This is a genomic window from Fulverythrobacter fulvus, from assembly GCF_037154085.1.
GTDB classification, from domain to species: Bacteria; Pseudomonadota; Alphaproteobacteria; order Sphingomonadales; family Sphingomonadaceae; genus Andeanibacterium; species Andeanibacterium fulvum.
Genome location: NZ_JBANRM010000004.1, coordinates 53329 through 74523 on the forward strand (window position 1 = coordinate 53329; position 21195 = coordinate 74523).

Sequence of the window (21195 nt, forward strand, 5' to 3'; positions counted from 1 at the left end):
GTTCGCATCCGGAGTGGCAGTGTCTCAGACACAACCAGGCGCGAAAAAGGGGCTGGCCCGCGCAAGACGCGGACCAGCCACAGTTGGGTGGATCAGAAGCTCTGCTTGAGCTGGACGTAGTAGGTTCCGCCATTCACGCCCATCGGCGAGGTGGTGGGGTACTTGGAACCCAGGATGTAACGCCAGGGATTGAGATCCGGACGGTTGTCCAGAATATCCGTGGCGCCGATCGCCAGCTCGGTATTCTCGAAGATATTGTAGGCGAACTCGGCGTCGAAAGTGATCTCCGACCCGGCGTCGATCCGCAGGCCGCCCGAGTTCACGTGCATTTCCGTATATTCGCCATAGTAATTGGCCCGCACGAATGCTCGCCAGTCGCCCGCATCGTGGCTGAAGGTGGCATTGCCGCGCCAGCGGGGCAGGTTCTTTTCAAGCTGGATCACGCGCGTTGCGCTCAGCAGCTCGCCCGGATCGTTCGGATCGTAGGAAGTCACATCCGTCTGGGTGTAGTTGGCAGCCAGGCTGAAGCTGGTGGTCGCCCCGTCATACAGGTCGATCGGCATCGTCGCCACGACGTCCACACCCTGCGTGGTGGAGGAGAAGTCGTTGGTGAAGAAGCGGAACGTGCCCAGGTTCTGCGCGAAGGCATAGCCTGCGTCGGCAAGGATATCGCGCTGCTCGTCGGTCAGGCTGTAGCTGGCCGAGGTCGTCAGGCGGTTCTTCATCTTGATGTTGAAGTAGTCGATAGTGAGGTTCAGCCAGGGCTGCTCGAACACGATGCCCGCGCTGAAGCTCTTCGACGTCTCCGGCTTCAGGGCCACGCCGCCCACTGCCGCTGCCACCGGGCTGCCGGCGGGAATGATGCCGGTCAGCAGCAAGTCGCCATCGGTGGTCAGTTCGGTAGTGAGGCCGCTGTAGTTCTGCTGACCCGGGCTCGGGGCGTGGAAGCCCGTCGCATAGGTCGAGCGGATGCCGAGCGACGGGGTTATGTGATACAGGCCCGAAACCTTGTAGGTCACCTTGTCGCCGAAGTCGGAGAAGTGCTCGAACCGGCCCGCAGCGCCCAGAACCAGTTCGTCAGTGACGTTGGTTTCCAGGTCGAGATAAGCCGAGATATTGCTGCGGCTGAAAGTGCCCGCAATGTCCGGCGTATAGCCCGGATAGGCGTCTTCACCGATCAGGAAGCCCTGGGTAGCGAGGATGCCCGCCTCGTAGCTTTCCGGATCGCCGGCCACCACGGTGAAGGATTCACGGTGGAACTGGCCGCCGAAGGCAACGTTCAGCGGCGAAGCCAGGCCGATCTCCCACGGATAGGAGAAATCGGCATTGACGATGAACTCTTCCTGGATGCGCTTGCCGTTATTGTCGAACGACTTGGGCGAGAGCGAACCGAGGCTGGGGTTGATCGAGTTCTGCACGAAGATGTGCATCTGGTGCCGCCCGGCGCCGACACTGAGATCGTAGCTCAGATTGTCAACGATCTCGCCGCGCATGCCCAGCGTGCCGTAGAGATCCTTCACCTTGTTGCCGAAATAGGGCGAATAGCCGCCGGGGTAATATTCCAGCGCGGAGAAGCAGTTGGGATCGGCAAAGACGTCGACCAGGCGATCTTCCGCGTCGGCATCGCCTACCCCAATCGGATCGGGGATCAGGCCGGTGTCGAAATCGATGCCGCCAGGGCAGGTGATGCCGTCGTCCGGCGTCATGTCACCGATCAGGTAATTGCTGCCGCTGGTGAACACCGCCTCGCGGTCGGTCGGGTTGCGATAGAAGAAGTCCACGAAGACGGTCTTCTCGGCATAGCCGCCGAAGCCGTAGAATTCGCCGCCCAGGCCATTCTCGGCGCCGAAATTGACGAAGGCCTTGATGTTGTCCTGCACCTTGGGCGTGCCGAAGCGCGTGGCGGGATCGGGCACGTTAGGGAAGCCTGCTTCCTGCAGGGCCGCCGCATCACCGCGCTGCACGGCGCGGGTCGTCATCGCCGCATCGCTATATTCGCCGCTGAAACGGACGAAGCCGGTGTCGCCAAGCTTGGTGCCATAGGTGGCGGCGGCGACATAGGTATCGCCATCGCCTTCATAGGTGCTGGAGAAGCGCAGATCGACCCGGCCGCCTTCATCGGAATCATCCATGATGAAGTTGATGACGCCGGCCACCGCGTCGGCACCGTACTGGGCCGCAGCGCCGTCACGCAGCACCTGGACCTGCTTGAGCGCGATCGAGGGGATGGAGGACATGTCCGGCCCCTGCGAACCGTCGGAAATGCCGCCGGAGAAGGTCGGAATGTCCGAAGCGCGGTGATGGCGCTTGCCATTGACCAGCACCAGCGTGTGGTCCGGCGCAAGGCCTCGCAGCGAGACCGGGCGGATACCCGCCGAGGTGCCGCTGATCGCGTTGTCGTTCACATTGAGCGACGGGACCGCAACGCGCAGCATATTGCTCATGTCCGGACTGCTTTCGCGCTGCAGATCCTCGGAGGAAACGATATCGACCGGGGCCGGCACGTCGAGCGCCGACCGCGCCTCGCGGCGCGAACCGGTCACGACGATAGCGGTTCCCTGATCTGCTTCGGCAGCTGACTCAGCAGCCTCTTCCGCATGGGCGATTTCGGCCTGAGCACCGGCAAGCAGCATGCTGAGCATTAGGGCGCGAGTGGACACAGCCTGGAGTTTCACACGGCGACCCGAAAGGAAACCGCAATTATTGAAGGACCTCATTATTCCCCCCATCGCGAGAGCACGCGCCTGTGCGGCGCGTCAGTTGACACACTTTGCTTCGACGAACCGTTTTTGAACGGCCTTACGACTGCCGTTCCTCCCTGCACTGCTACGAGTGTTTTGTATGTCGTATACAGTGTGCAAAGCACAGTATACCTTGCAATCAGGGTGTCAATAGCGATTTCGCAAGCGCGAAATGAGGTTCTGCGCCGGGTTGCCCGATTGGAAATTATCCCATTTGTTTCATGTGTTTGCTGCGCATTTTGAAACCCGCCAGCACAAGGATCAGAGCGTGTCGCAACGCGATCACTAACCCGCCAGATCGGACCAGAGAATCGCTCGTCCTGTCGATTGTGCGCAGAAGACAGTGGAGTTTCGGCCGATCTTGATCTAACGCAATGAAACCATTGGCTGGGGCCTTCACCCAGCATCAGACCGAAGAACTGTAGATGGACGATCAAGCCTTGGGACAGGAACAGCACAGCGAATGGGGCCAGATCGGCCGGAGCAGGCAGTCGCTCAACAACGTGGTTGCCGATGCCCTGCGCGAAGCGATCCTGACCGGACAGTTCAAGCCGGGCGACCGGCTGCCCGAGCCGCAGCTTGCGGAAATGTTCGGCGTGTCGCGCAACCCGATCCGGGAAGCGCTTCAGGTCCTGTCCAATGAAGGATTGGTCGAAATCAGCCCCCGCAAGGGTGCGCGCGTCCCGCTGATGTCCTATAATGAACTGGCCGAGACGATCGACCTGCGTGCCGAGCTGGAAGGCATCAGCGCCCGCTATGCCGCGCGCCACTGCCACGACAAGGCTCGCGAAACGCTGACCAAGCTGCTGGATGACGGCAACGCCGCTGCCGAGCGCGACGATCTGGCGGAACTGCAGATCGTGAACGACCGCTTCCATGCGGAACTCGGGCAGGCCGCAGGCAACCGCTATCTGGCGGAATTCATGCGCTCGCTGCGCGATCGGACCTATTGGCTGTTTTCCACCCAGTCGGCTGTCCGCGCCAAGCATTCCTGGCAGGAACATGCCAGCATCCTGTCCGCCGTGATCGATGGCGATCAGAACAAGGCCTCGCGCCTGGCCATGGGCCATGTGCGCGAAGTGGGCGCGGCGCTGCTCGCCAACCTGCCCGAAGGCACATATCGCGAGGAAGACAAGGCGGCCTGATCCGGCCGCCCTGCCATCGAATAAACAACCTGCCTGCATCGGGCCGCTGCCCGCTCCTGCTCGCGCTCGCCTTTAGAATGCGACGATCAGCGCGATGCCCACCAGGGCAGAGGCGATCAGCCCTGCCATGACCGGCACGAAATTGCGCCGCGCCAGTTCGTCCGGGCGGACATTGGCCAGCGCCGCCACGATGCACACGCCCGACCAAGGCGCCAGTGTGCCGCCACCCACCCAGATGCTGCCGATCTGGCCCAGGCTGGCCAGCAGCGCCGTGCTGTCGGTCGATGCCGATCCGGTGAGCGCCGCCGCAACGCTGCCCGTCAGCGGGAGGCCCGAAAAGCCGAAGCCGTCGATGCCCGAAAGGATGCCCACCACCATCACGCCCACCGGCAGCAGCGGATTGTCCGGGCCGAGATAGTGGCCGACAGACTGGCCGAAATCGAGCATGTAGCCCGGAGTGCCCGGCCCCAGAACCCGCTCCGCATGAGCAGGATCGCCCAGCAGGAAGAACGCCACGATCGGCAGGACCGGCCCAAACACCTTGATCGCGAAAGTGAAGCCTTCGGTGATGTGGTGGATCACACTCTCCATCGCGCGATGCCCGTCATGCGCGATGCAGGCCAGGATCAGGACACAGATCGCCGCACCGCCTAGCAAGGCGGTCGCCTCGCCGCCATAGATCGCTTTCTCCGGCAGCGCGATCGCGCGGTAGATGATGAGCAGGCCGACGCCGAACAGCAGCAGAGGTGTGAGGATCGCCAGCGGAAGGCCGAAGCGCCCATGCGGCGGGATAGCGGCTCCGACGCCCTCGCCCGCTTCACCGGCCATACCTTCATCCCCTCCGGCGACGACCATGCCCCCACCCGCCAGCGCCTGCGGCTTGCGGCGCATGTCACGGCGCAGGAAGATCACCGTCAGCACCATGGCGACGAGCCCCGTCACAGCGGAGAAGATGACCGTGTAGTAGAGGATCGGGGCGGCATCGATCCCGGCGGAACGGGCCGAGATACGCGTGGCGGCCTGGATAACCGGGTCAGAGGAAAGCGCGATCCCATGGGCTGCGATATTGATTGCCGCAGCCGCCCCCAAGGCGGGCAAACCCGCGCGCAGCGCCACCGGGATCAACACCGTGCCGACCAGCGCCGTCGCGGGAGAAGGCCAGAAGAAGATCGAGCAGACATAGGCCGTGATCGCCAGCACGAAGAAGGCCGACCATGGCCCGACGATCAGCTTGCGCATCGGCGCGATCATCAGTTCGTCCGCCCCTTCGGCCGCCATGGATTTGAGCATGGCGAGCATGATCGCGACCAGCAGCATGATGTCGAACAGGTCGCTGCCCGCCAGCAGCATCGCCCGGAACAGGCTCTGCATGGCGAACACGGCATGGGCGATCACCCCGCTGCCCGCATTGGGCGACATGGCGGCCAGTACCAGAATACCCAGCATCGCCGCGATGACGACGCTGCGGCGAAAGACAATAGTGAGCAGGATCGTGACCAGGATTGCAAGGAACATCCAGTGCGACGGGGTAAACAGCACACGCAATCTCCAGTACCGGCCCAGGGCCGTCCATGTTGGTTCTTGGCATAACGTCCACCCGGCGGTGTCTCTTGCGGACACACGCTCGTTTCACTCGGATCAGGGCCGGCGAGATATTTTAAGGCTCGCGCGACCGAATTTGTTATTGGCTTCAAGCAGTTTGACAAGCGTGGCCACGAAAGCATCGCGCTCGTCGGGTTCCAGGCACTCCAGCAGGCGTTCCTGCGCGCGGAGCATTCCCGGATAGAGTTGACGCAGGACGTCCTCGCCCTGCGCCGTAAGACAAGAAATCACCGCGCGGCGATCCTTCTCGCTGCGCCGCCTTTCCACCAGCCCGGCATCGCTCAGGCGTCGCAGCACATCCGCGACATTGGTGCGGTCGATCCCAAGGCTGTTGGCAATGGCGATCTGGTCCGCATCCGGGTTGGTCGAAAGGATCGTCATCAGCCCGTACTGGACCGGCGTAATGTCCGATCCGGCCAGCTCCTCGAAGAACAGGGCATAATGCAGCTGGTGCAGGCGGCGGATGAGATAGCCCGGCCTTTGCCAGAGCGGCAGCTGCTGCATCAGTTCACGCAATTCGAGATTTTCCTTGCTGGCCTTACGCTCGCCGGAGGCGGGTTTGCCGGTATTTTTTCCGCGCGCGCCGGCCATGATCAGGCGCCCTGCTTGCGGTCATGGCCGGACACGGCCCGGTAGTTGGTGCTGATGGCGGCGAGTTCCTCGGGCGACACGATATCCTCGATCCGCTCGAACGGCCGGTCGCCGCTGCGTTCATAGACCAGCTTCAGGATCGCGTCGGGCGGCCGGGTGCGGTTGGTGCGCACGACATTGGCCGTCGCCTCCAGCCGGGATTCCTCATAGGCGGCGAAAGCCTCTTCCACCTCGCCGTGCCGGGCCAGCGCATCCGCCAGCGCGCGCGCATCGAGGATCGCTTGCCCGGCACCGTTCGAGCCGCGCGGATACATCGGATGCGCCGCATCGCCCAGCAGAGTGACCGGGCCGAAGCTCCAGCGAGGCAACGGCTCCTTGTCGACCATCGGATATTCGAGAATCCGCTCACTAGCCCGAATGAGCGCGGGCACGTCGAGGAAGTCGAAATGCCAGTCCTCGAAGGCGCCGATGAAATCCTCCAGACGCCCGCGGCGGTTCCAGTCCTGCCTGGCGTGGTCAGGCGTCTCGATCTCCGCCACCCAGTTGATCAGTTGGTTGCCTTCCGCGTCGATCGCGTCGCGGATAGGATAGATCACCATCTTGCCATGGCTGAGCCAGCCCGCGCGAACATAGGAGCGGCCGTCGAGAAACGGCTTCCAGCGCGCCACGCCGCGCCACATGTTGACGCCCGAATAGATCGGGCTGCCCTCACCGGGATAGAGCTGCGCGCGCACGGCGGAATGGATACCATCCGCGCCGATCACCGCGTCGGCCCTGACCGGCGGCAGCGCGCGGCCTGCCGTGTCGATGAAGTGGACCGTCGCGGTCTTGCCTTCCTGTTCCACCTTCACGCAGCGATGGCCCGTCATCACTGTGCGAGTGCCGGTCCGGGCGACCAGCGCACCGAGCAGGATGGATTGCAGATCGCCGCGATGGATCTGGATCTGCGGCGCATCGAAGCCCGCTGCAGTGCCCAGAGCCTCGCGATAGGCGACATTGCCGAAACGGTTGAAGAACCAGGAATGGGTTGCGCTGATCCCGGTCCGCTCCAACGCCGGGCCAAGGCCCAGCTCGCAAAGTTCGCGGCTGGCATGGGGCAGGATGCTGACCCCCACACCCAGCGGCCGCAGTTCGGCCGCCGCTTCATAGACCTGCGCGTGAATGCCTGTTTCGGCCAGCATCAGGGCAAGCGTCAGACCGCCAATGCCTCCCCCGATGATGACGACATTCTGCATATTGTATACCCCTTGGCGAGCAACATAAGTGCGAACGCGAGCGCGTCAAACGAAAAAGATGTATGCTGACGGAACCGCCTCGCCCGGTTCGTGATGAGCTGCGCGCGAAGGCAAGCGGGGGCACTGCGGGGCACCTAGACTGGCGGCCCAAGGATCAGGCGAGAGGAGGATGCAGGATGGACGATATAGCTGCTTTGCGGGAGGAACTCCGGGCGCTGAAGAACGATCTCGCCGCGCTTTCCGCCAGGTCCCGCAAGGCGGACGACTATGTCGATATCTGCAACCTGCAGGCCGCCTATGGCTATTATGTCGACAAGGGCCGGTGGGACGATGCGGCGGACCTGTTCGCGGAAGATGCCACACTCGAACTGGCCGGGCGCGGCGTCTATGTCGGGCGGGAACGGGTGCGGGCCTATCTGCATCATCTGCCGCCCTATGGCCGGGGCGTGCTCTACAACCACATGCAGCTGCAGCCGGTGATCCATATCGACAGCGAGGCCGGCACGGCCAAAGGCCGCTGGCGCAGCTTCATGATGGTGGGCGCGCTGGGTGCTGAGGCCCGCTGGGGCGAGGCGACCTATGAAAACCAATATCGGCGCGTGGACGGGCAGTGGCGCATCGCGCTGCTGCATGGCTACATGAACATCTACACCGAATATGAGCAAGGCTGGCACAAGGGGGGTGTGAAGCTGCTACGCTCTATCGACGGCCTCCAGCCCGACCGTGCACCGACAATGGAATATGAAGCCTATCCCGAGCCGGTGATCGCGCCATACCATTACGACAAGGTCTGATTGCGCCGAGCTGTGCCGGGGAGGGCGACGATGCGCCAATTCCCCCTCTTACTGCCGCGTTTCCGCCCTTTGCGGGATCAGCACGATCAGCAGCACGATCGCGGTGATCAGCACGACTGAAGCCAGCGGACGGCTGAAATCCAGCCCTCCCTTCGCCACAGGTTTGTCCAGGAAATCGCCAACAGTTGCCCCCAAGGGCCGTGTGAGGATGAAGGCGGCCCAGAACAGCGCGACATGACTGACTGCGCTGCGCCAATAGAGCAGCGCCAGGATCGCCAGCGCACTGCCGAATATCGCCGCCGCCCCCAGATAGCCGAGCGGTCCATCCGCCAGCCAGTCACCCAGCGCAGTGCCCAGTGTTTGGGAAAAGGTGATGGTCAGCCAATAATAAAGCTCCGCTCGCGGCTCGTGGACGCTCTGGACCGAAATAGTCCCCAATGCGCGGTGCCAGACGAGCAGACAAATCAGCACCAGAGCAAACAGCAGCAGGGAACCACCCGGATAACCGATACCCAGAGACCGCGTGGCGAAATCCGCCATCGTCGTTCCAGCCGTTGTGGATGCGATGATAGTGGACCAGTACAGAAAGGGATGGAACCGCCGCGCTCGAATCTGGATAGCAACCAGCACGACTAATGACGTGAGGAAAATCGCGGAGCCGACCAGATATCCGTTGATACCGCCCTGCCCTGCCTGCGCGGTCGTCTCGCCAAGCCAGCTCATGCTCACCGCATCCCCGGCGGTTTCACCAAGAGTGGTCGCCAAAATCTTGATGATCCAGAAGCCCAGCGTGATCGCAGGAACTTTGCTCAGGCCGTAACGCTCAGACAAATCCATAAGGAACCTCGCACACGGTAGGCCATGAAATTACGCTTCTTCAGGAAAAATAACAGCCGAAACCCTCGCGCCTCGATCAGCGCCCCACGCCGCCCGGCCCGAAATCCTCATAGCTCCGCTTCGCCAGATAGGCCCGGATCGCTTCCGCATCTGCGCGGGTAAGCTTGCCCCTGAAGCCCGGCATTCCATTCGGCGCCAGCGCGCCGTCCAGCAGGATGTCGAAGAAGGCATCGTTCATCACCAGCGGCGAGAGCCGCAAATCGGGATAGGCACCCGCACTGACCGCGCCGCTGCCATGGCAGCGCAGGCAGAAGCGACCGAACAAGCCGTCACCTTGCGCGACGGCAGCCGCATCTCGGGGCATCGCCTGCACGATCGGTTCACGCGCCCCCTGCAGCGGGTTGAATGGAGGGAGCTTGGCCTCGCCGTCCAGCGCAAAGACGAGCAGCCGGTTGGGTCCGATGGACTTGCCTGCCTGAAGCGCCATCACCCCGCCGGTCAGTGGCCAGCCGCCGCCCCATCCAGCCATCACCGCGACATATTGCGTGCCATCCAGCGTATAGGTGATCGGCGGGGCGAGAATGCCGGTCTGCGCATCGAAGCTCCACAGCTTGCGCCCGGTCTCGTCATCATAGGCAACCATCTGGCGCGCAGTATTGCCTGCGAAGACCAGTCCGCCGCCAGTAGCCAGTACACCGCCGTTGAACGGCGCTGCCTGATCCACTTTCCAGCGAGCTTTCTGCTTCACCGGGTCCCACGCGATCAGATAGCCCTTCATCCCGGCATAGAGCGCCTTGCGGTCAGCCTCGCTCATCGTGCCGCCGCCGCTCATCGCCACGCCCGAAGTATAGACGCCCGCGATCTTTCGTTCGGCATCGTTCGGCGCGAAAGGTATGCCCACATCCTGCGCGGGAATATAGACCAGCCCGGTTCGCGGGCTGAACGCCATGGGCGGCCAGTTGTGCCCGCCACCGGAGCTGGGGAACTGAAAATGCGCCTTGCCCGTGCGGTAATAGCGCGCGTCGGGCAGTTCGACCGGGCGCCCCGTCTTCGGGTCCAGCGCGCTGGCCCAGTTCACATTCACATAGGGCTTGCCGGAAATGAACTCGCCGGTCTGCCGGTCCAGCACATAGAAGAACCCGTTTTTTGGCGCCTGCATCAGCACCTTGCGCTGTTTTCCGTCAATCTCCAGATCGGCCAGCACCATGTTCTGCGTGGCGGTGTAATCCCAAGTATCCGCCGGAGTTTCCTGGAAGTGCCAGGCATATTCGCCGGTATCGGCATGCAGCGCTACTATGGAACTGAGGAACAGATTGTCCCCCTTTCCGTCGGAACGCATGCCATGGTTCCAGGGGGAGCCATTCCCGGTACCGATATAGACAAGGTCCAGTTCTGGATCGTACTCGATGGCATCCCACACGGTGCCACCGCCGCCATATTTCCACCATTCGCCTGCCCAGCTGGAGGCGGCCTTTGCCAGCACCTCATCCGAGGCGGCACCGTCCTTCACACCGGGCTTTCCGGGCACGGTGTAGAAACGCCAGCGCAGCTTGCCGGTGGCGATATCATAGGCCGAGACATAGCCGCGCGCGCCGAATTCCGCGCCGCCATTGCCGATCAGCACCATGTCCTTCACCACGCGCGGCGCGCCGGTGATGCTGTAATTCTCTGGCGGCGGGCTTGGCTGGTCGATAGTCTGCACCTGCCACACAGGCTTGCCGCTCTGCGCGTCGAGCGCGATCAGGTGGCCGTCCAATGCTCCGAGGAAAACCTTGCCATCCGCCACTGCCACGCCGCGCGAGACCGGCCCGCAGCAGGAGCGGGCGGAGGCTTCGCGCATGTCGGGATCGTAGCTCCACAGCAGCTTGCCACTACGCGCGTCGAGCACCTGCACGACATCATAGGCACTGACGAGATATATCCGCCCGTCCACCACGATCGGCGTCGCCTCCTGCCCGCGATCCGTGCCGAGATCGTGGAACCACGCAAGGTCGAGGCGGGAGACATTGTCCCGATTTATCTCTTCCAGCGGGGAGTATCGCTGGGCCTCCGCCGTGCGGCCATGCATTGGCCAATCCGCATCGGCGCTGCCGCAAGCCACCAGCAGGCAGGCAGCCGCCAATGCCAGCAGGTGCTTCATACCGTCGCTTCAGCCCGGTGCCGCGCCCGAGCGGCAAGGAATAGCGCCACCCCGCCCAATGCGAAGAACATGGCGAAAGTGCCGATGGCCATCTGCAACCCGCCAGCCGAGGCCGCCGCGCAGGCCGATCCCGGCACCTGCCCCGCCGCGCCCGCACATTGGGCGGCAAAGTCCCCGCCATAGATCATGGAGGATGCCGTATCGCTGACCGTGCCGACCAGCGGCGGGCCCACGCCTTGCCCCACAAGATGGACGATCAGCAGGAAAATGGCCGATCCGGTCGCCCGGCTCCAGGAATCGAGATTGCCGTGCAAGGTGGCGATGGCCGGCCCCATGGCTGTGTAGAAGAAGAACGATCCCACCAGCATCACCGGAATGGCGATAGCCAGTTGCCCACTGACCAGCCCCACCACGAACAGGGGCGCACCGATCAGCGACCCAAGCGCGGGAAAGCCCAGCAGCCAGCGCTGATCCCGCCGGGCGAAATGCTCACTGGCAAAGCCACCCAGCAAGGTCCCAACCAGCGAGGCAATGCCGGAAATGGTGCCGAAGACCAGCCCCGCCTGTGCCGCGTCCAGCCCGTAGCTGCGCGAGAAGAAGGCAGGCAGGAACGTGTTCACTCCGAAGCTGCCCAGGCTGATGCAGGTCACGCCCACCAGCAGGAAGCGGATCGTGGAACTGCCCATCATCCCGGTGAATACCTGCCATGTGCCCGGCCTGCCGCCAGCCTCGAGCGCGGGCGCCACCGTGGCCCGTACCGGTTCCTTCAGGAACAGGAAGCACAGCAACGAGATCGCCCCGCCGGCCACACCGAAGAACAGGAAGGTAGAACGCCAATCGTAATGCTCGGCAATCGCGCCACCCAGAAACGATCCGAGCAGCGAAGCAACCGGCACGCCGAGCATGAAGATGGAAATAGCCGATGCCCGCTTTTCCGGCGGATACATGTCGGAAATCATCGAATGGGGCGGTGCTTCCGTGGCCGCGCTGCCCACTGCCATGCCCAGCCGCGCGGCGAGCAGCTGGCCGAAATTCACCGTGAGCGCCATGATCGCGGTGAAGGCCGATCCGATCAGCAGGAAGGCTGCGGAAATTGTGGAGCGGCGATAGCGTTCCGCCATGCGAGCCACAGGGACGCTGGCCAGCGCGTTCACAACGGCAAAGGCCGTGCCGCCCAGCAGGCCGATCTGGAAATCGCTGACCAGAAACTCCGCCTTGATCTTCTCCGCCACCAGCGCAACGACCACGCGGTCGATAAAGCCGAAGGCATTGAGCGAGGCGAGCAGCAACAGGGCCACTGCACGGTCACGTTGCGTCACTGCATTCCCCCAAGGATCGGGCCGCGCTCGAATGGCGGGCGTTTCTCCCGTTTCTAGCGGCAACACCGCGGGCGAACGTGCCTGCAAGCGCAGAAGTGCGCGTGGCAGCGAAACTCAGTGCAGCACGGCCAGCGCGCGACATTCGCGCGGGGTGCGGCCGAAGCGGGCCTTGAAGGCGCGGCTGAAATGCTGGGAATCGCTGAAACCCCAGTAATGCGCGATTTCCGTGATGGAACGGGCGGCGAAGGCCGGATCGGTCAACTCGCTGCGACAGCGGTCCAGCCGGCGGTTCCAGATGATCCGGGCGACCGTGTTCGCCTCGCCTTCGAACAATTTGTGCAGAGTGCGGCTGGAACAGCCCAGTGCATGGGCGATCAGCGGTACGCCAAGGGCCGGGTCCGCCAGGTTGCGCTCGATGAAATCCAGCGCGGCCGCGCGGCGCCTTTCCTTCATGTCCGGCGGCAGGGCCCTGTCGCCCGCGCGCACGGCGAGTTCCAGCAATTGCACCACTTGCCTGCCGATCAGATCGCTTTCATGGCCGCTCAGTTCCGCGCCGGTCATCACTGCCGCAGATGCCGTGGCGTGCAGCACCTGCACCGCGCCTGACCGATAGCTGCGCGGCAGGCCCCACCACTGGAAGCCGGGGCGCGGGGCGGCCAGGGCCTCGCAGGGCAGAGTGATCGTCAACTGCCGCGAATGACCGGGTGCCTCGAACTCGTAAGGCAGGTCCTTGCGCAAGGCACACCACTGGCCCGGACGAATCTCGATCTCGCGCCCGTGCTGCCGCAGGCGGGTGCTGCCTTCCTCCTGGAAAAAGAACTTCAGTGCGGCCTCTTCTCCCTCTCGGTCGAACCGGGGGGCCTGCGCGATGCGGTGGCGGCCGAGCGAGGCCTGGCACAGTCGTACCGGGCCGAAGTCGCTGCCCCGGATGGATGCCTCGCGGTCGTCATCGATCTCCACCCGGTCCGCGCCGGTGAAGGCCAGCCATTGCCGGCTGCGTTCGAGGCGGCTGCCCGCCCGGGTGGAAAAAACCTTCAGCATCCTGGCTCTCCGCCGGCCACGCAGGGGTCTTGCCCGACCCGCTTGTGTTTATGGCCGTTTCGGCAGAACTAATTGGCGGCGGGCATGCTGTCCAGAAGAGGCGGCGCCCCGAAATGAGAGGATCACACGACCATGGCACTCATCGCAGTGGAAGACGAACTGGCGATCAGGCAGCTTTACGCCCGTTATAGCTGGGCGCTCGATACCGGCGATACAGACGGATATTGCGATCTCTTCACCGAGGATGCCGAAGCGACGGAAGAGACATCCTCCGGCGAACTGGAAGTGCGCAAGGGGCGCGACGAGATCCGCAAGCTGGTGCTGAAGTTCCATGACCGGCCGGACTTCCCCGGACACCAGCACCAGATGGCCCAGTTTCTGTTCGAACCCGATCCGCAAGGGCGGCCCGCTCGCTGGGTAGTGCGCAGCTACGCCTGGGCCACCATCAACCGCCCACCCGAACACCCGATCCTGCACTGGTGCGGTCATGTGCGCGACGAAGTGGTGAAGGTCGATGGGGAATGGAAGATCGCCGCCAAGGATATCATGGGCTGGGCAGGCAAGGTCCTGGAACGGTTCGAGGCGCGCGGCTGACGAAAACGGCGGCTGCGCTTTCAGTCCCGAACCAACGCAGACAGGCAAGTCGGCGCGGGCCGCTGGTGTTAGCCGGATCGTGAAAGGATTCACGATGAGCCAGACTGCCCTGCCCGACTTGCCTCCTGCCCGCCACCATATCGGCGGGGAATGGGCTCAGCCATCGAGCGGGGCGACCATCCCGGTGGAAGACCCTTCCACCGGCGAGGCCGTGGGCGAAATCGCTGCCGGCAAAGCGGAGGATATCGATGCCGCCGTCACTGCCGCCCATCGGGCAATGTATTCGCCGGGAACCCCGCGCTGGACGCCCGCCCAGCGGCAAGGCGCCCTGCTGAAGCTGGCCGATGCGCTTGAAGCACGGGCAGAGGAATTCGCCCGGCTTGAATCGCTCGACGCGGGCAAGCCGATCTTCAACGCGCGGATCGTGGACGTGCCCGGCGCGATTGCCGCCCTGCGTTATTTCGCGGGCTGGGCAACCAAGCTGACCGGAGAGACGATGGAGCTTTCCGCGCCCGGCAATTGGCACGGCCATGCCCGGCGCGAACCGGTAGGCGTAGTGGGCCAGATCGTGCCGTGGAACTATCCGCTGATGGGCGCTGCCTGCAAGATCGGCCCCGCTCTCGCCGCAGGCTGCGCGGTGGTACTGAAACCCGCCGAGCAGACATCCGTTTCAACGCTTCGGCTGGCGGAACTGGCAAGCGAATGCGGCGTTCCGGCAGGCTATTTCAACGTGGTAACCGGTCTGGGCGCAGAAGCGGGCGCGGCGCTGGTGGACCATCCCGATGTCGCCAAGATCTCCTTCACCGGCTCCACTCTCACCGGGCGGCGGATCGCGGAGAGCTGCGGACGGCAGATCAAGCGCTGCACCGTGGAACTGGGCGGAAAATCGCCCGTGATCGTGCTGCCCGATGCCGATCTGGATGCCGCGGCACGCGGGATCAGCACGAGCATTTTCTTCAATACCGGCCAGACCTGCTCGGCAGGATCGCGCCTGCTCGTCCATGCCAGCGTGGCAGGCGAATTGGTGGAGCGGATCGCCACCATCGGAGCAGGCATGGCAATCGGTGCTGCAGGCGATCCCGAGACACGGCTTGGCCCGCTGATCTCCGCCGCCCAGCATGGCCGGGTTTCCGGCTTCGTGGAAAGCGCGCAGGCCGAAGGCGCGACGCTGGCGGCAGGCGGTGCTCTTTCAGGCAAGGGCCATTTCTTCCGCCCGACCATCCTTACGGAGGTTTCTGCCCGGATGGCCGCTGTGGAGGAAGAAATCTTCGGCCCCGTATTGTGCGTCGCCACTTTCGAGACGGGCGACCTCGACGAGATCGCGGCGCTGGCCAACGACACCTCCTATGGCCTCGCTTCGTATGTATGGACGCGCGACCTTGCCAAGGCGCTTGGCCTGATCGACCGGTTGCGGGCAGGCACGGTGCGGATCAATTCGGGCGGGGGGAACGACTTTTCCATGCCGGTGGGGGGCGTGAAGCAGTCCGGCTTCGGGCGCGAGAATGGCCGAGCCGGGGTTGAAGCCTATACGGAGCTGAAATCCGTGACGATGGTGTATTGATGGCACAGGAATCCGCAGCCCCCATGCCCGGCCTGGTCCCGGCCTTCAGACTGGCAGTGGACTTCGGCCCCTCGCTCGAGGTCGGACAACTGCCTATCGGTGGCGTACGCAGCCATTGGCCTGTTACTGGTGGGCACCTGTCCGGCGAAGGGCTGGAAGCACGCATAGCCGGCGGCGGCGAAACCCGCTTCGCTCGTGCCGACGGCGTGACCGTGGTGGAAGCAAGCTATTACATCGAAGCCGCTGGCGCGCTCGCCCGCGCTTTCGGCACTGGATATCTCACCACGGACGGCGATTTCACGGGCACCCGCCTGACCCTGCTGTTCGAGGGAGAGGTCGACGGCCCGCTCGCCCATCTCGCTGGCGCTGCCTATGTCGCCGAACGCGAAGCTGGCGGCACAACCCTCGCCATTCACAGGATCGTCTGATGCGGCTGGAACTCGCACTCGAAATGCAGCTCACGCTCGGCCCGCGCATGCATATCCAGATGGACGGCTATACGCGCGGTGCGGTGCTAATCGAGGAAGGCACTTTCCAGGGCCCCGGAATTTCCGGGCGGATCGTGCCGGGCAGCGGCGGCGATTTCCCGCTGGTTCAGGAAGACGGGAACGGCCGCTTCGAATCCCAATATCTGCTGGAAACCGATGACGGCGCCTTCATCCTCAAGCGCAGCACCGGCATCCGCCATGCCCCGCCCGAAGTGGTGCGGAAGCTGCTGGCGCGCGAGCCGGTCGATCCGGCGAGCTATTACATGCGCATGACCCCGCGCTTCGAAGCTCCCGCCGGGCCCTATGACTGGCTCAACCGCACGATCTTCGTCGGCGTGGGCCAACGCAACCCCAACGGCTCGCTGTTCCGCTTCTGGAAGGTGGTCTGAGCCGATGGAACAGTTCGACTATATCGTCGTCGGCGCCGGTTCCGCCGGATGCGTGATCGCCAATCGCCTGAGCGAAGACCCGTCCTGCCGGGTGCTGCTGCTGGAAGCGGGGGGCAGCGACCGGCGGATGGACGTGCAAATCCCCCTCGCCGTCTCCAAGCTGTGGCCCAATCCCGATCTGACCTGGGGCTTCTTCTCCGAGGAAGAGCCCGAACTGGGCGGACGCCGCCTGCCAGTGGCGCGTGGGCGGATGCTGGGGGGCACGTCGTCGCTCAACGGGATGATGGCCATTCGTGGTCACCGCCGCGACTATGACGGCTGGCGCGATGCGGGCCTGCCCGGCTGGGGCTGGGACGATGTGCTGCCCTATTTCCGCAAGCTGGAAAGCCATTGGCGCGGCGACACGCCGTTACATGGCGGCAGCGGCCCGCTATGCGTGCAGCCGCATCCCGCACCCAGCCCGCTGATGGCCAATGCGGTGGAAGCCGCCCGCGCCATGGGCTTTCCCATTACGATGGATTTCAACGGTGAGCGGACGGACGGTTTCGGCATGCCCGATTTCACCATCCGCGACGGGCGCCGCCACAGCGCCGCCGACGCCTATCTAAGGCCCGCCCTGTCTCGCCCCAATCTGGAAGTGCGCACTCACGCACTGGCCACGCAGGTTCTGTTCGACGAACGGCGAGCGACAGGGCTGGCATGGCTGCAAGATAGCGAAGAAAAGCAGGCCAGTGCCGCACGGGAAGTGATCCTGTGCGGCGGCGCAATCAATTCGCCGCAATTGCTGCTGCTCTCCGGCATCGGCCCGGCAGGGGATCTGGCGGGAATCGGAATTCCGGTGCTGTGCGACAGCCCCGATGTAGGCGGTAATCTGATGGACCATCCCGGGACGGGGATGGAGTTCGATCTTGCCCCCTCGCTCGCCTTCGAAAAGCAGTTGCGGCTGGACCGGCTGATGATGTCCGGCCTGCGCTGGCTTCTGCGGCGGAACAGCCCGTTCGGTGCGCCGCCGCTGGCAATCTCCGCCAATGTCGCGACCGGTGCGGACCCCGATCATGTGGACCTGCATATCCTGCTGATCCCGCTGGCGATGGAATCGCGCGTCTGGTTCCCTGGCATCGCCCGGCCTTTCGGGCCGCGCATGGGAGCCATGTGGTCGCTGAACTATCCGGCGAGCCGGGGCTGGCTGAAACTGGCGGCGCCCGATCCGCGCGCCCATCCCCGCATTCGCTTCAATCTGCTTTCAGCGGAGGAGGATCGGGCGGAAATGGTGCGCGGATATCGCACCTTGCGCAGCCTCCTTTCCCAACCGGCTCTGGCCGAAGTGACCGGTGCGATCAGGCGGCCGGAACGCTCGCCCGAGAGCGACGAGGAAGTGCTCGATTATGTCCGCGCCACTGCCGCCACCGCCTATCACCCCTCCGGCACCTGCCGCATGGGCGGTGACGAGCGCGCGGTGCTGGATGGCCAATTGCGCGTGAGAGGCGTGGAAGGTTTGCGCGTTGCCGACGCATCCATCTTCCCGTGCCTGCCGGGCGGGAACACCAATCTGCCGGTTATCATGGTTGCGGAACGGGCAGCCGATTTCATCAAGGCAATTCGGTAAGCGGCCAAGGGGAGAAGGGCGTCATGGGTATGCTTGAGGGCAAGGTCGCCATCGTAACCGGCGCAGGGCGCGGGATCGGACGCTGCCACGCGCTGGCCCTGGCAAACGAAGGCGCGGCAGTGCTGGTCAACGATGCCGGCACGGCCATCACCGGAGGCGGAAAGGACGAAGCGCCAGCAGACAGCGTCGCGAGCGAAATCAAGGCGATAGGCGGCCGTGCCCTCGCGGACACAAGCGATATAGGCAGTTGGGACAGCCCGCGAGCTCTGGTCGAACGCGCCGTCGCGGAGTTCGGGCGACTGGACATCGTGGTCAATAATGCCGGCATCACCTGCTACGATTCCATCGCCACCGAAACCGGCGAGAACTGGCAACGGGTTATGGAAGTCAACCTCACCGGCACCGCCGCCATGCTTCATTGGGCGGCCCGCTATTGGGAGACACAGGGGCCGGAACTGGGCCGCGCGGTCATCAATACCTCGTCCCCTGCTGGGACGAACCCGCCACCGGGCGCTATCTCCTATGTCGTATCCAAAGCCGGGGTCGCCGCGCTGACCATGGCCGCCGGCACGGAACTTTGCCATCTGGGCGTGCGGGTGAACGCGCTGGCCCCCATGGCCCGTTCGCGCATGAGCGATGCCATCCCCATCCTCGACGAGATCATGAAAGTGCCGGAGACCGGGCTGGACCGAATGGCGCCGGAAAATGTCTCGCGCCTGATGCTTTATCTCGCCTCCCCCGATTGCCGCTTCACCGGCCGCGTCTTCGGCGTGGATGGAGACCGCATCTACCTGTTCCAGAGCATGAGTGCCGAAACTGCGATCGACAATGGCGCAATGGCATGGACGCACCCGGGGCTGGCCGCAGCACTGGAGACGCTGCCGCAGCGGGATGCCTCGTGGATGATCGCGCCCGATCTTCACATCCAGGCAGGTGCGCCGCCGCAAGAGGTGCTCGATGCGTTCGGCCGGATTGCCCAGGGCGAGTCTGTCGAAGTCTGGAAGCCGATCGACCGACGTTAGGCCGCGGGCGCAGTTCAGCCGCTGGCGGCCTGCCAGCGTTCCAGCTTGCGATAGATGGTGGACGGGCTGATATCCAGGTCCCGCGCAGCTTCGGTGACATTGCCACCATGGGCTGCGATACTGCCCTCGATAATGATCCGCTCGATCTGCGCAAGGCTCATGCCCCGCGTCGCGTGCACCACATCGGATGGCGAAGTGGCAGGGGCGATGGCAGGCGTGACTGGCGGCAGCCCTTCACGCGGTGCCTCTCGCGCCGCGGGCGCCGTCGGGGTCTGGATGTCCAACAGCGGCCCCTCGCCCACTACCACGGCCCGGCGCACGCAATTCTGCAATTCACGCACATTGCCCGGCCAGTTGTGGCGGCGAAGCGTGGCCAGCCCTTCTGGGGAGATGCCCTCCAGCTTGCGCCCCTCATCGGCGGCAAACCGCTCCATGAACGCCTCTGCAATCAGAACCACATCCTCGCCCCGCTCACGCAAAGGCGGCATTTCCAGCGGGATCACGTTGAGGCGGTAGAACAGGTCTTCGCGAAAACGCCCTTCGGCCACTTCCCGCATGGGATTGCGATTGGTCGCACAGACGATCCGCACATCCACCGGTTCGGGCTTGCTCGAGCCGACCTTCTGGATCATGCCGGACTGGAGGAAGCGCAGCAGCTTCACCTGCAGTTTCAACTCCATCTCGCAAATCTCGTCGAGAAACAGCGTCCCCCCATGGGCTTCGCGTGCGGCGCCGGCGCGATGCTCTATGGCGCCGGTGAAGGCCCCCTTCACATGGCCGAACAACTCGGATTCCAGCAGATTCTCAGGGATCGCCCCGCAATTGATCGCCACGAAGGGCCCGCGCGAGCGGCGGCCGGCACGATGGATCGCCTCGGCGGCGACTTCCTTTCCGGTGCCGCTTTCTCCGGTGATGAACACCGTTGCGTTGGAATCCGCGATATTCTCGATCTCGCGATAGACGGCCTGCATGACCGGCGAACTGCCGATAAAGCCCTGGAACCGGTCGCGCCTCGTCGCGCGGCGGGCCACTTTCACTTCGCGCGCCAGCTTGCCGCGTTCGGCAGCATTGCGCACCGTGGTGAGCAGCCTCTCGCCTGAAACAGGCTTCACCAGGAAATCGTAAGCCCCTAGCCGCATGGCCGAGACCGCGCGCGAGAGCGAGCCATCCGCAGTGATTACGATCACGCTGGTTTCGCCAAGGCTGGCACTATGCGCCTCAAGCAGGTCGAGCCCGTTGCCGTCCGGCAATTGCAGGTCCAGCAGAATCGCCTCGTAGCCCGCCCGGAACTGGACGTCCGCTTCGGCCACGCTGGAGGCGACCTGCACTTCGAAACCCGCTTCGCTCAGCTGGGCAGAATAGCTCAGCGCGAGCGAGGCGACGTCCTCGACAATCAGGACCCGGGCGCGGCTCATCCTTCAAGCCTGAAGCGGGCATGGAAGGGATCGTCCAGATCCTCGCGCAGGATCTGCCGCTTGTCGCCGAAATGCTCGAGGCAGCCGGTCAGGAGCCCGTGGGCGATTTCTGCGAAGGGGCGATGGGAGTTATATTCAATGGCTACTGCTCCCCGATCCCACTTGGCGCGCACGCTGGGCGGCTGCGCGCCGGGATGCATCACCTGCACGTCACGATGGATATGATCGTCCACGTCGAACAGCAGATCGTCCGCATTGTCATAAAGGACCATGATCGCCCGATGATTGGCGATGAAACTATGGAAGAGATATCTGCCGAAGTCGCGCGAGAGCATGACCGGGTCGAAGCCAGAGATTTTGGCCGCCACGGCAAGCAGTTCGCTGGCCTCATCGGAGGGATATTGTCCTTCCGACGTATAAGCTCCGCCGCTGGCGAGATCCGCCTCTTCTATAACCGCCTCGACAAACACAGGCCCACCCGTCTCCTCAAGAAAAGACAGAAGCTTCCTGATAATTGCACCCTTCATTTTCGGTTTGTTCCGTTCCTGCAAATTTGTTCTGCAGGACGAGGAGCAAGGACCGTGCCGAATTGAATCGGCGGATTCCGGGCGCAAAAACCTTCGCCACCCTCGCATAACGCGAATTCCTTTGCATTTTGCGAAGAAAATTCTCGCG

At 64.0% G+C, this 21195-nt stretch carries 18 protein-coding genes; 8 read left to right on the forward strand and 10 right to left on the reverse strand.

Annotated elements, in window-relative coordinates; genetic code table 11:
* Positions 1–92 precede the first annotated feature (92 nt).
* A complete protein-coding gene (locus WFP36_RS12450; RefSeq protein ID WP_336980835.1) occupies positions 93–2642 on the reverse strand; it encodes a TonB-dependent receptor plug domain-containing protein in 2550 nt (849 codons plus the stop codon).
* A gap of 524 nt (positions 2643–3166) precedes the next feature.
* On the opposite strand from WFP36_RS12450, the gene WFP36_RS12455 reads away from it, so the two are divergent.
* Positions 3167–3886, forward strand: coding sequence for a GntR family transcriptional regulator (locus WFP36_RS12455; RefSeq protein WP_336980836.1), 720 nt, complete (start codon positions 3167–3169; stop codon positions 3884–3886).
* 72 nt (positions 3887–3958) lie between these two features.
* On the opposite strand, the gene WFP36_RS12460 is transcribed toward WFP36_RS12455, so the two are convergent.
* The 3 genes from WFP36_RS12460 to WFP36_RS12470 form a co-directional block, all read right to left on the reverse strand.
* Positions 3959–5401, reverse strand: coding sequence for a hypothetical protein (locus tag WFP36_RS12460; RefSeq protein WP_336980837.1), 1443 nt, complete (start codon positions 5399–5401; stop codon positions 3959–3961).
* A gap of 123 nt (positions 5402–5524) precedes the next feature.
* Positions 5525–6079, reverse strand: coding sequence for a MarR family winged helix-turn-helix transcriptional regulator (locus tag WFP36_RS12465; protein ID WP_336980838.1), 555 nt, complete (start codon positions 6077–6079; stop codon positions 5525–5527).
* A 2-nt stretch (positions 6080–6081) separates the two neighbouring features.
* Positions 6082–7314: a flavin-dependent oxidoreductase gene (locus tag WFP36_RS12470; protein WP_336980839.1), complete on the reverse strand. Its 1233-nt coding sequence runs from the start codon at positions 7312–7314 to the stop codon at positions 6082–6084.
* Positions 7315–7490: 176 nt separating this feature from the next.
* Here WFP36_RS12470 and WFP36_RS12475 point away from each other — a divergent pair, with 176 nt between their 5' ends.
* Positions 7491–8108 (forward strand): nuclear transport factor 2 family protein, encoded by a 618-nt coding sequence (locus WFP36_RS12475; protein WP_336980840.1) that lies wholly within the window; start codon positions 7491–7493, stop codon positions 8106–8108.
* A 48-nt stretch (positions 8109–8156) separates the two neighbouring features.
* Here the strand turns inward: WFP36_RS12475 and WFP36_RS12480 are convergent, their stop codons facing one another.
* The 4 genes from WFP36_RS12480 to WFP36_RS12495 all read right to left on the reverse strand — a co-directional run bounded on the left by WFP36_RS12480 (position 8157) and on the right by WFP36_RS12495 (position 13445).
* Positions 8157–8939, reverse strand: coding sequence for a COG4705 family protein (locus tag WFP36_RS12480; protein ID WP_419716635.1), 783 nt, complete (start codon positions 8937–8939; stop codon positions 8157–8159).
* 82 nt (positions 8940–9021) lie between these two features.
* The gene (locus tag WFP36_RS12485; RefSeq protein WP_336980842.1) at positions 9022–11085 is read right to left on the reverse strand and encodes a PQQ-dependent dehydrogenase, methanol/ethanol family; all 2064 of its coding nucleotides are present in this window, start codon (positions 11083–11085) and stop codon (positions 9022–9024) included.
* The gene (locus WFP36_RS12490; protein WP_336980843.1) at positions 11082–12404 is read right to left on the reverse strand and encodes an MFS transporter; all 1323 of its coding nucleotides are present in this window, start codon (positions 12402–12404) and stop codon (positions 11082–11084) included. Before WFP36_RS12490 ends, WFP36_RS12485 begins: the two co-directional genes overlap by 4 nt.
* Positions 12405–12518: 114 nt before the next feature.
* Positions 12519–13445, reverse strand: a complete 927-nt coding sequence (locus WFP36_RS12495; protein WP_336980844.1) for a helix-turn-helix domain-containing protein — start codon at positions 13443–13445, stop codon at positions 12519–12521.
* Between the two features lie 132 nt (positions 13446–13577).
* On the opposite strand from WFP36_RS12495, the gene WFP36_RS12500 reads away from it, so the two are divergent.
* The 6 genes from WFP36_RS12500 to WFP36_RS12525 all read left to right on the forward strand — a co-directional run bounded on the left by WFP36_RS12500 (position 13578) and on the right by WFP36_RS12525 (position 19105).
* Positions 13578–14039, forward strand: coding sequence for a nuclear transport factor 2 family protein (locus WFP36_RS12500; RefSeq protein ID WP_336980845.1), 462 nt, complete (start codon positions 13578–13580; stop codon positions 14037–14039).
* 94 nt (positions 14040–14133) lie between these two features.
* Positions 14134–15600 (forward strand): aldehyde dehydrogenase family protein, encoded by a 1467-nt coding sequence (locus WFP36_RS12505; protein ID WP_336980846.1) that lies wholly within the window; start codon positions 14134–14136, stop codon positions 15598–15600.
* Entirely contained in the window at positions 15600–16028 is a 429-nt protein-coding gene (locus WFP36_RS12510; RefSeq protein ID WP_336980847.1) for a DUF3237 family protein, read from the forward strand. Before WFP36_RS12505 ends, WFP36_RS12510 begins: the two co-directional genes overlap by 1 nt.
* The gene (locus tag WFP36_RS12515; RefSeq protein ID WP_336980848.1) at positions 16028–16477 is read left to right on the forward strand and encodes a DUF3237 domain-containing protein; all 450 of its coding nucleotides are present in this window, start codon (positions 16028–16030) and stop codon (positions 16475–16477) included. Before WFP36_RS12510 ends, WFP36_RS12515 begins: the two co-directional genes overlap by 1 nt.
* Positions 16478–16481: 4 nt before the next feature.
* A complete protein-coding gene (locus WFP36_RS12520) occupies positions 16482–18083 on the forward strand; it encodes a GMC family oxidoreductase (RefSeq protein WP_336980849.1) in 1602 nt (533 codons plus the stop codon).
* Positions 18084–18106: 23 nt separating this feature from the next.
* Positions 18107–19105, forward strand: a complete 999-nt coding sequence (locus WFP36_RS12525) for an SDR family NAD(P)-dependent oxidoreductase (RefSeq protein ID WP_336980850.1) — start codon at positions 18107–18109, stop codon at positions 19103–19105.
* 14 nt (positions 19106–19119) lie between these two features.
* Here the strand turns inward: WFP36_RS12525 and WFP36_RS12530 are convergent, their stop codons facing one another.
* Both WFP36_RS12530 and WFP36_RS12535 read right to left on the reverse strand, forming a co-directional pair.
* Positions 19120–20520, reverse strand: a complete 1401-nt coding sequence (locus WFP36_RS12530; RefSeq protein WP_336980851.1) for a sigma-54-dependent transcriptional regulator — start codon at positions 20518–20520, stop codon at positions 19120–19122.
* Positions 20517–21047, reverse strand: coding sequence for a heme NO-binding domain-containing protein (locus tag WFP36_RS12535; RefSeq protein ID WP_336980852.1), 531 nt, complete (start codon positions 21045–21047; stop codon positions 20517–20519). The genes WFP36_RS12530 and WFP36_RS12535 overlap by 4 nt, the downstream gene beginning before the upstream one ends.
* Positions 21048–21195 lie beyond the last annotated feature (148 nt).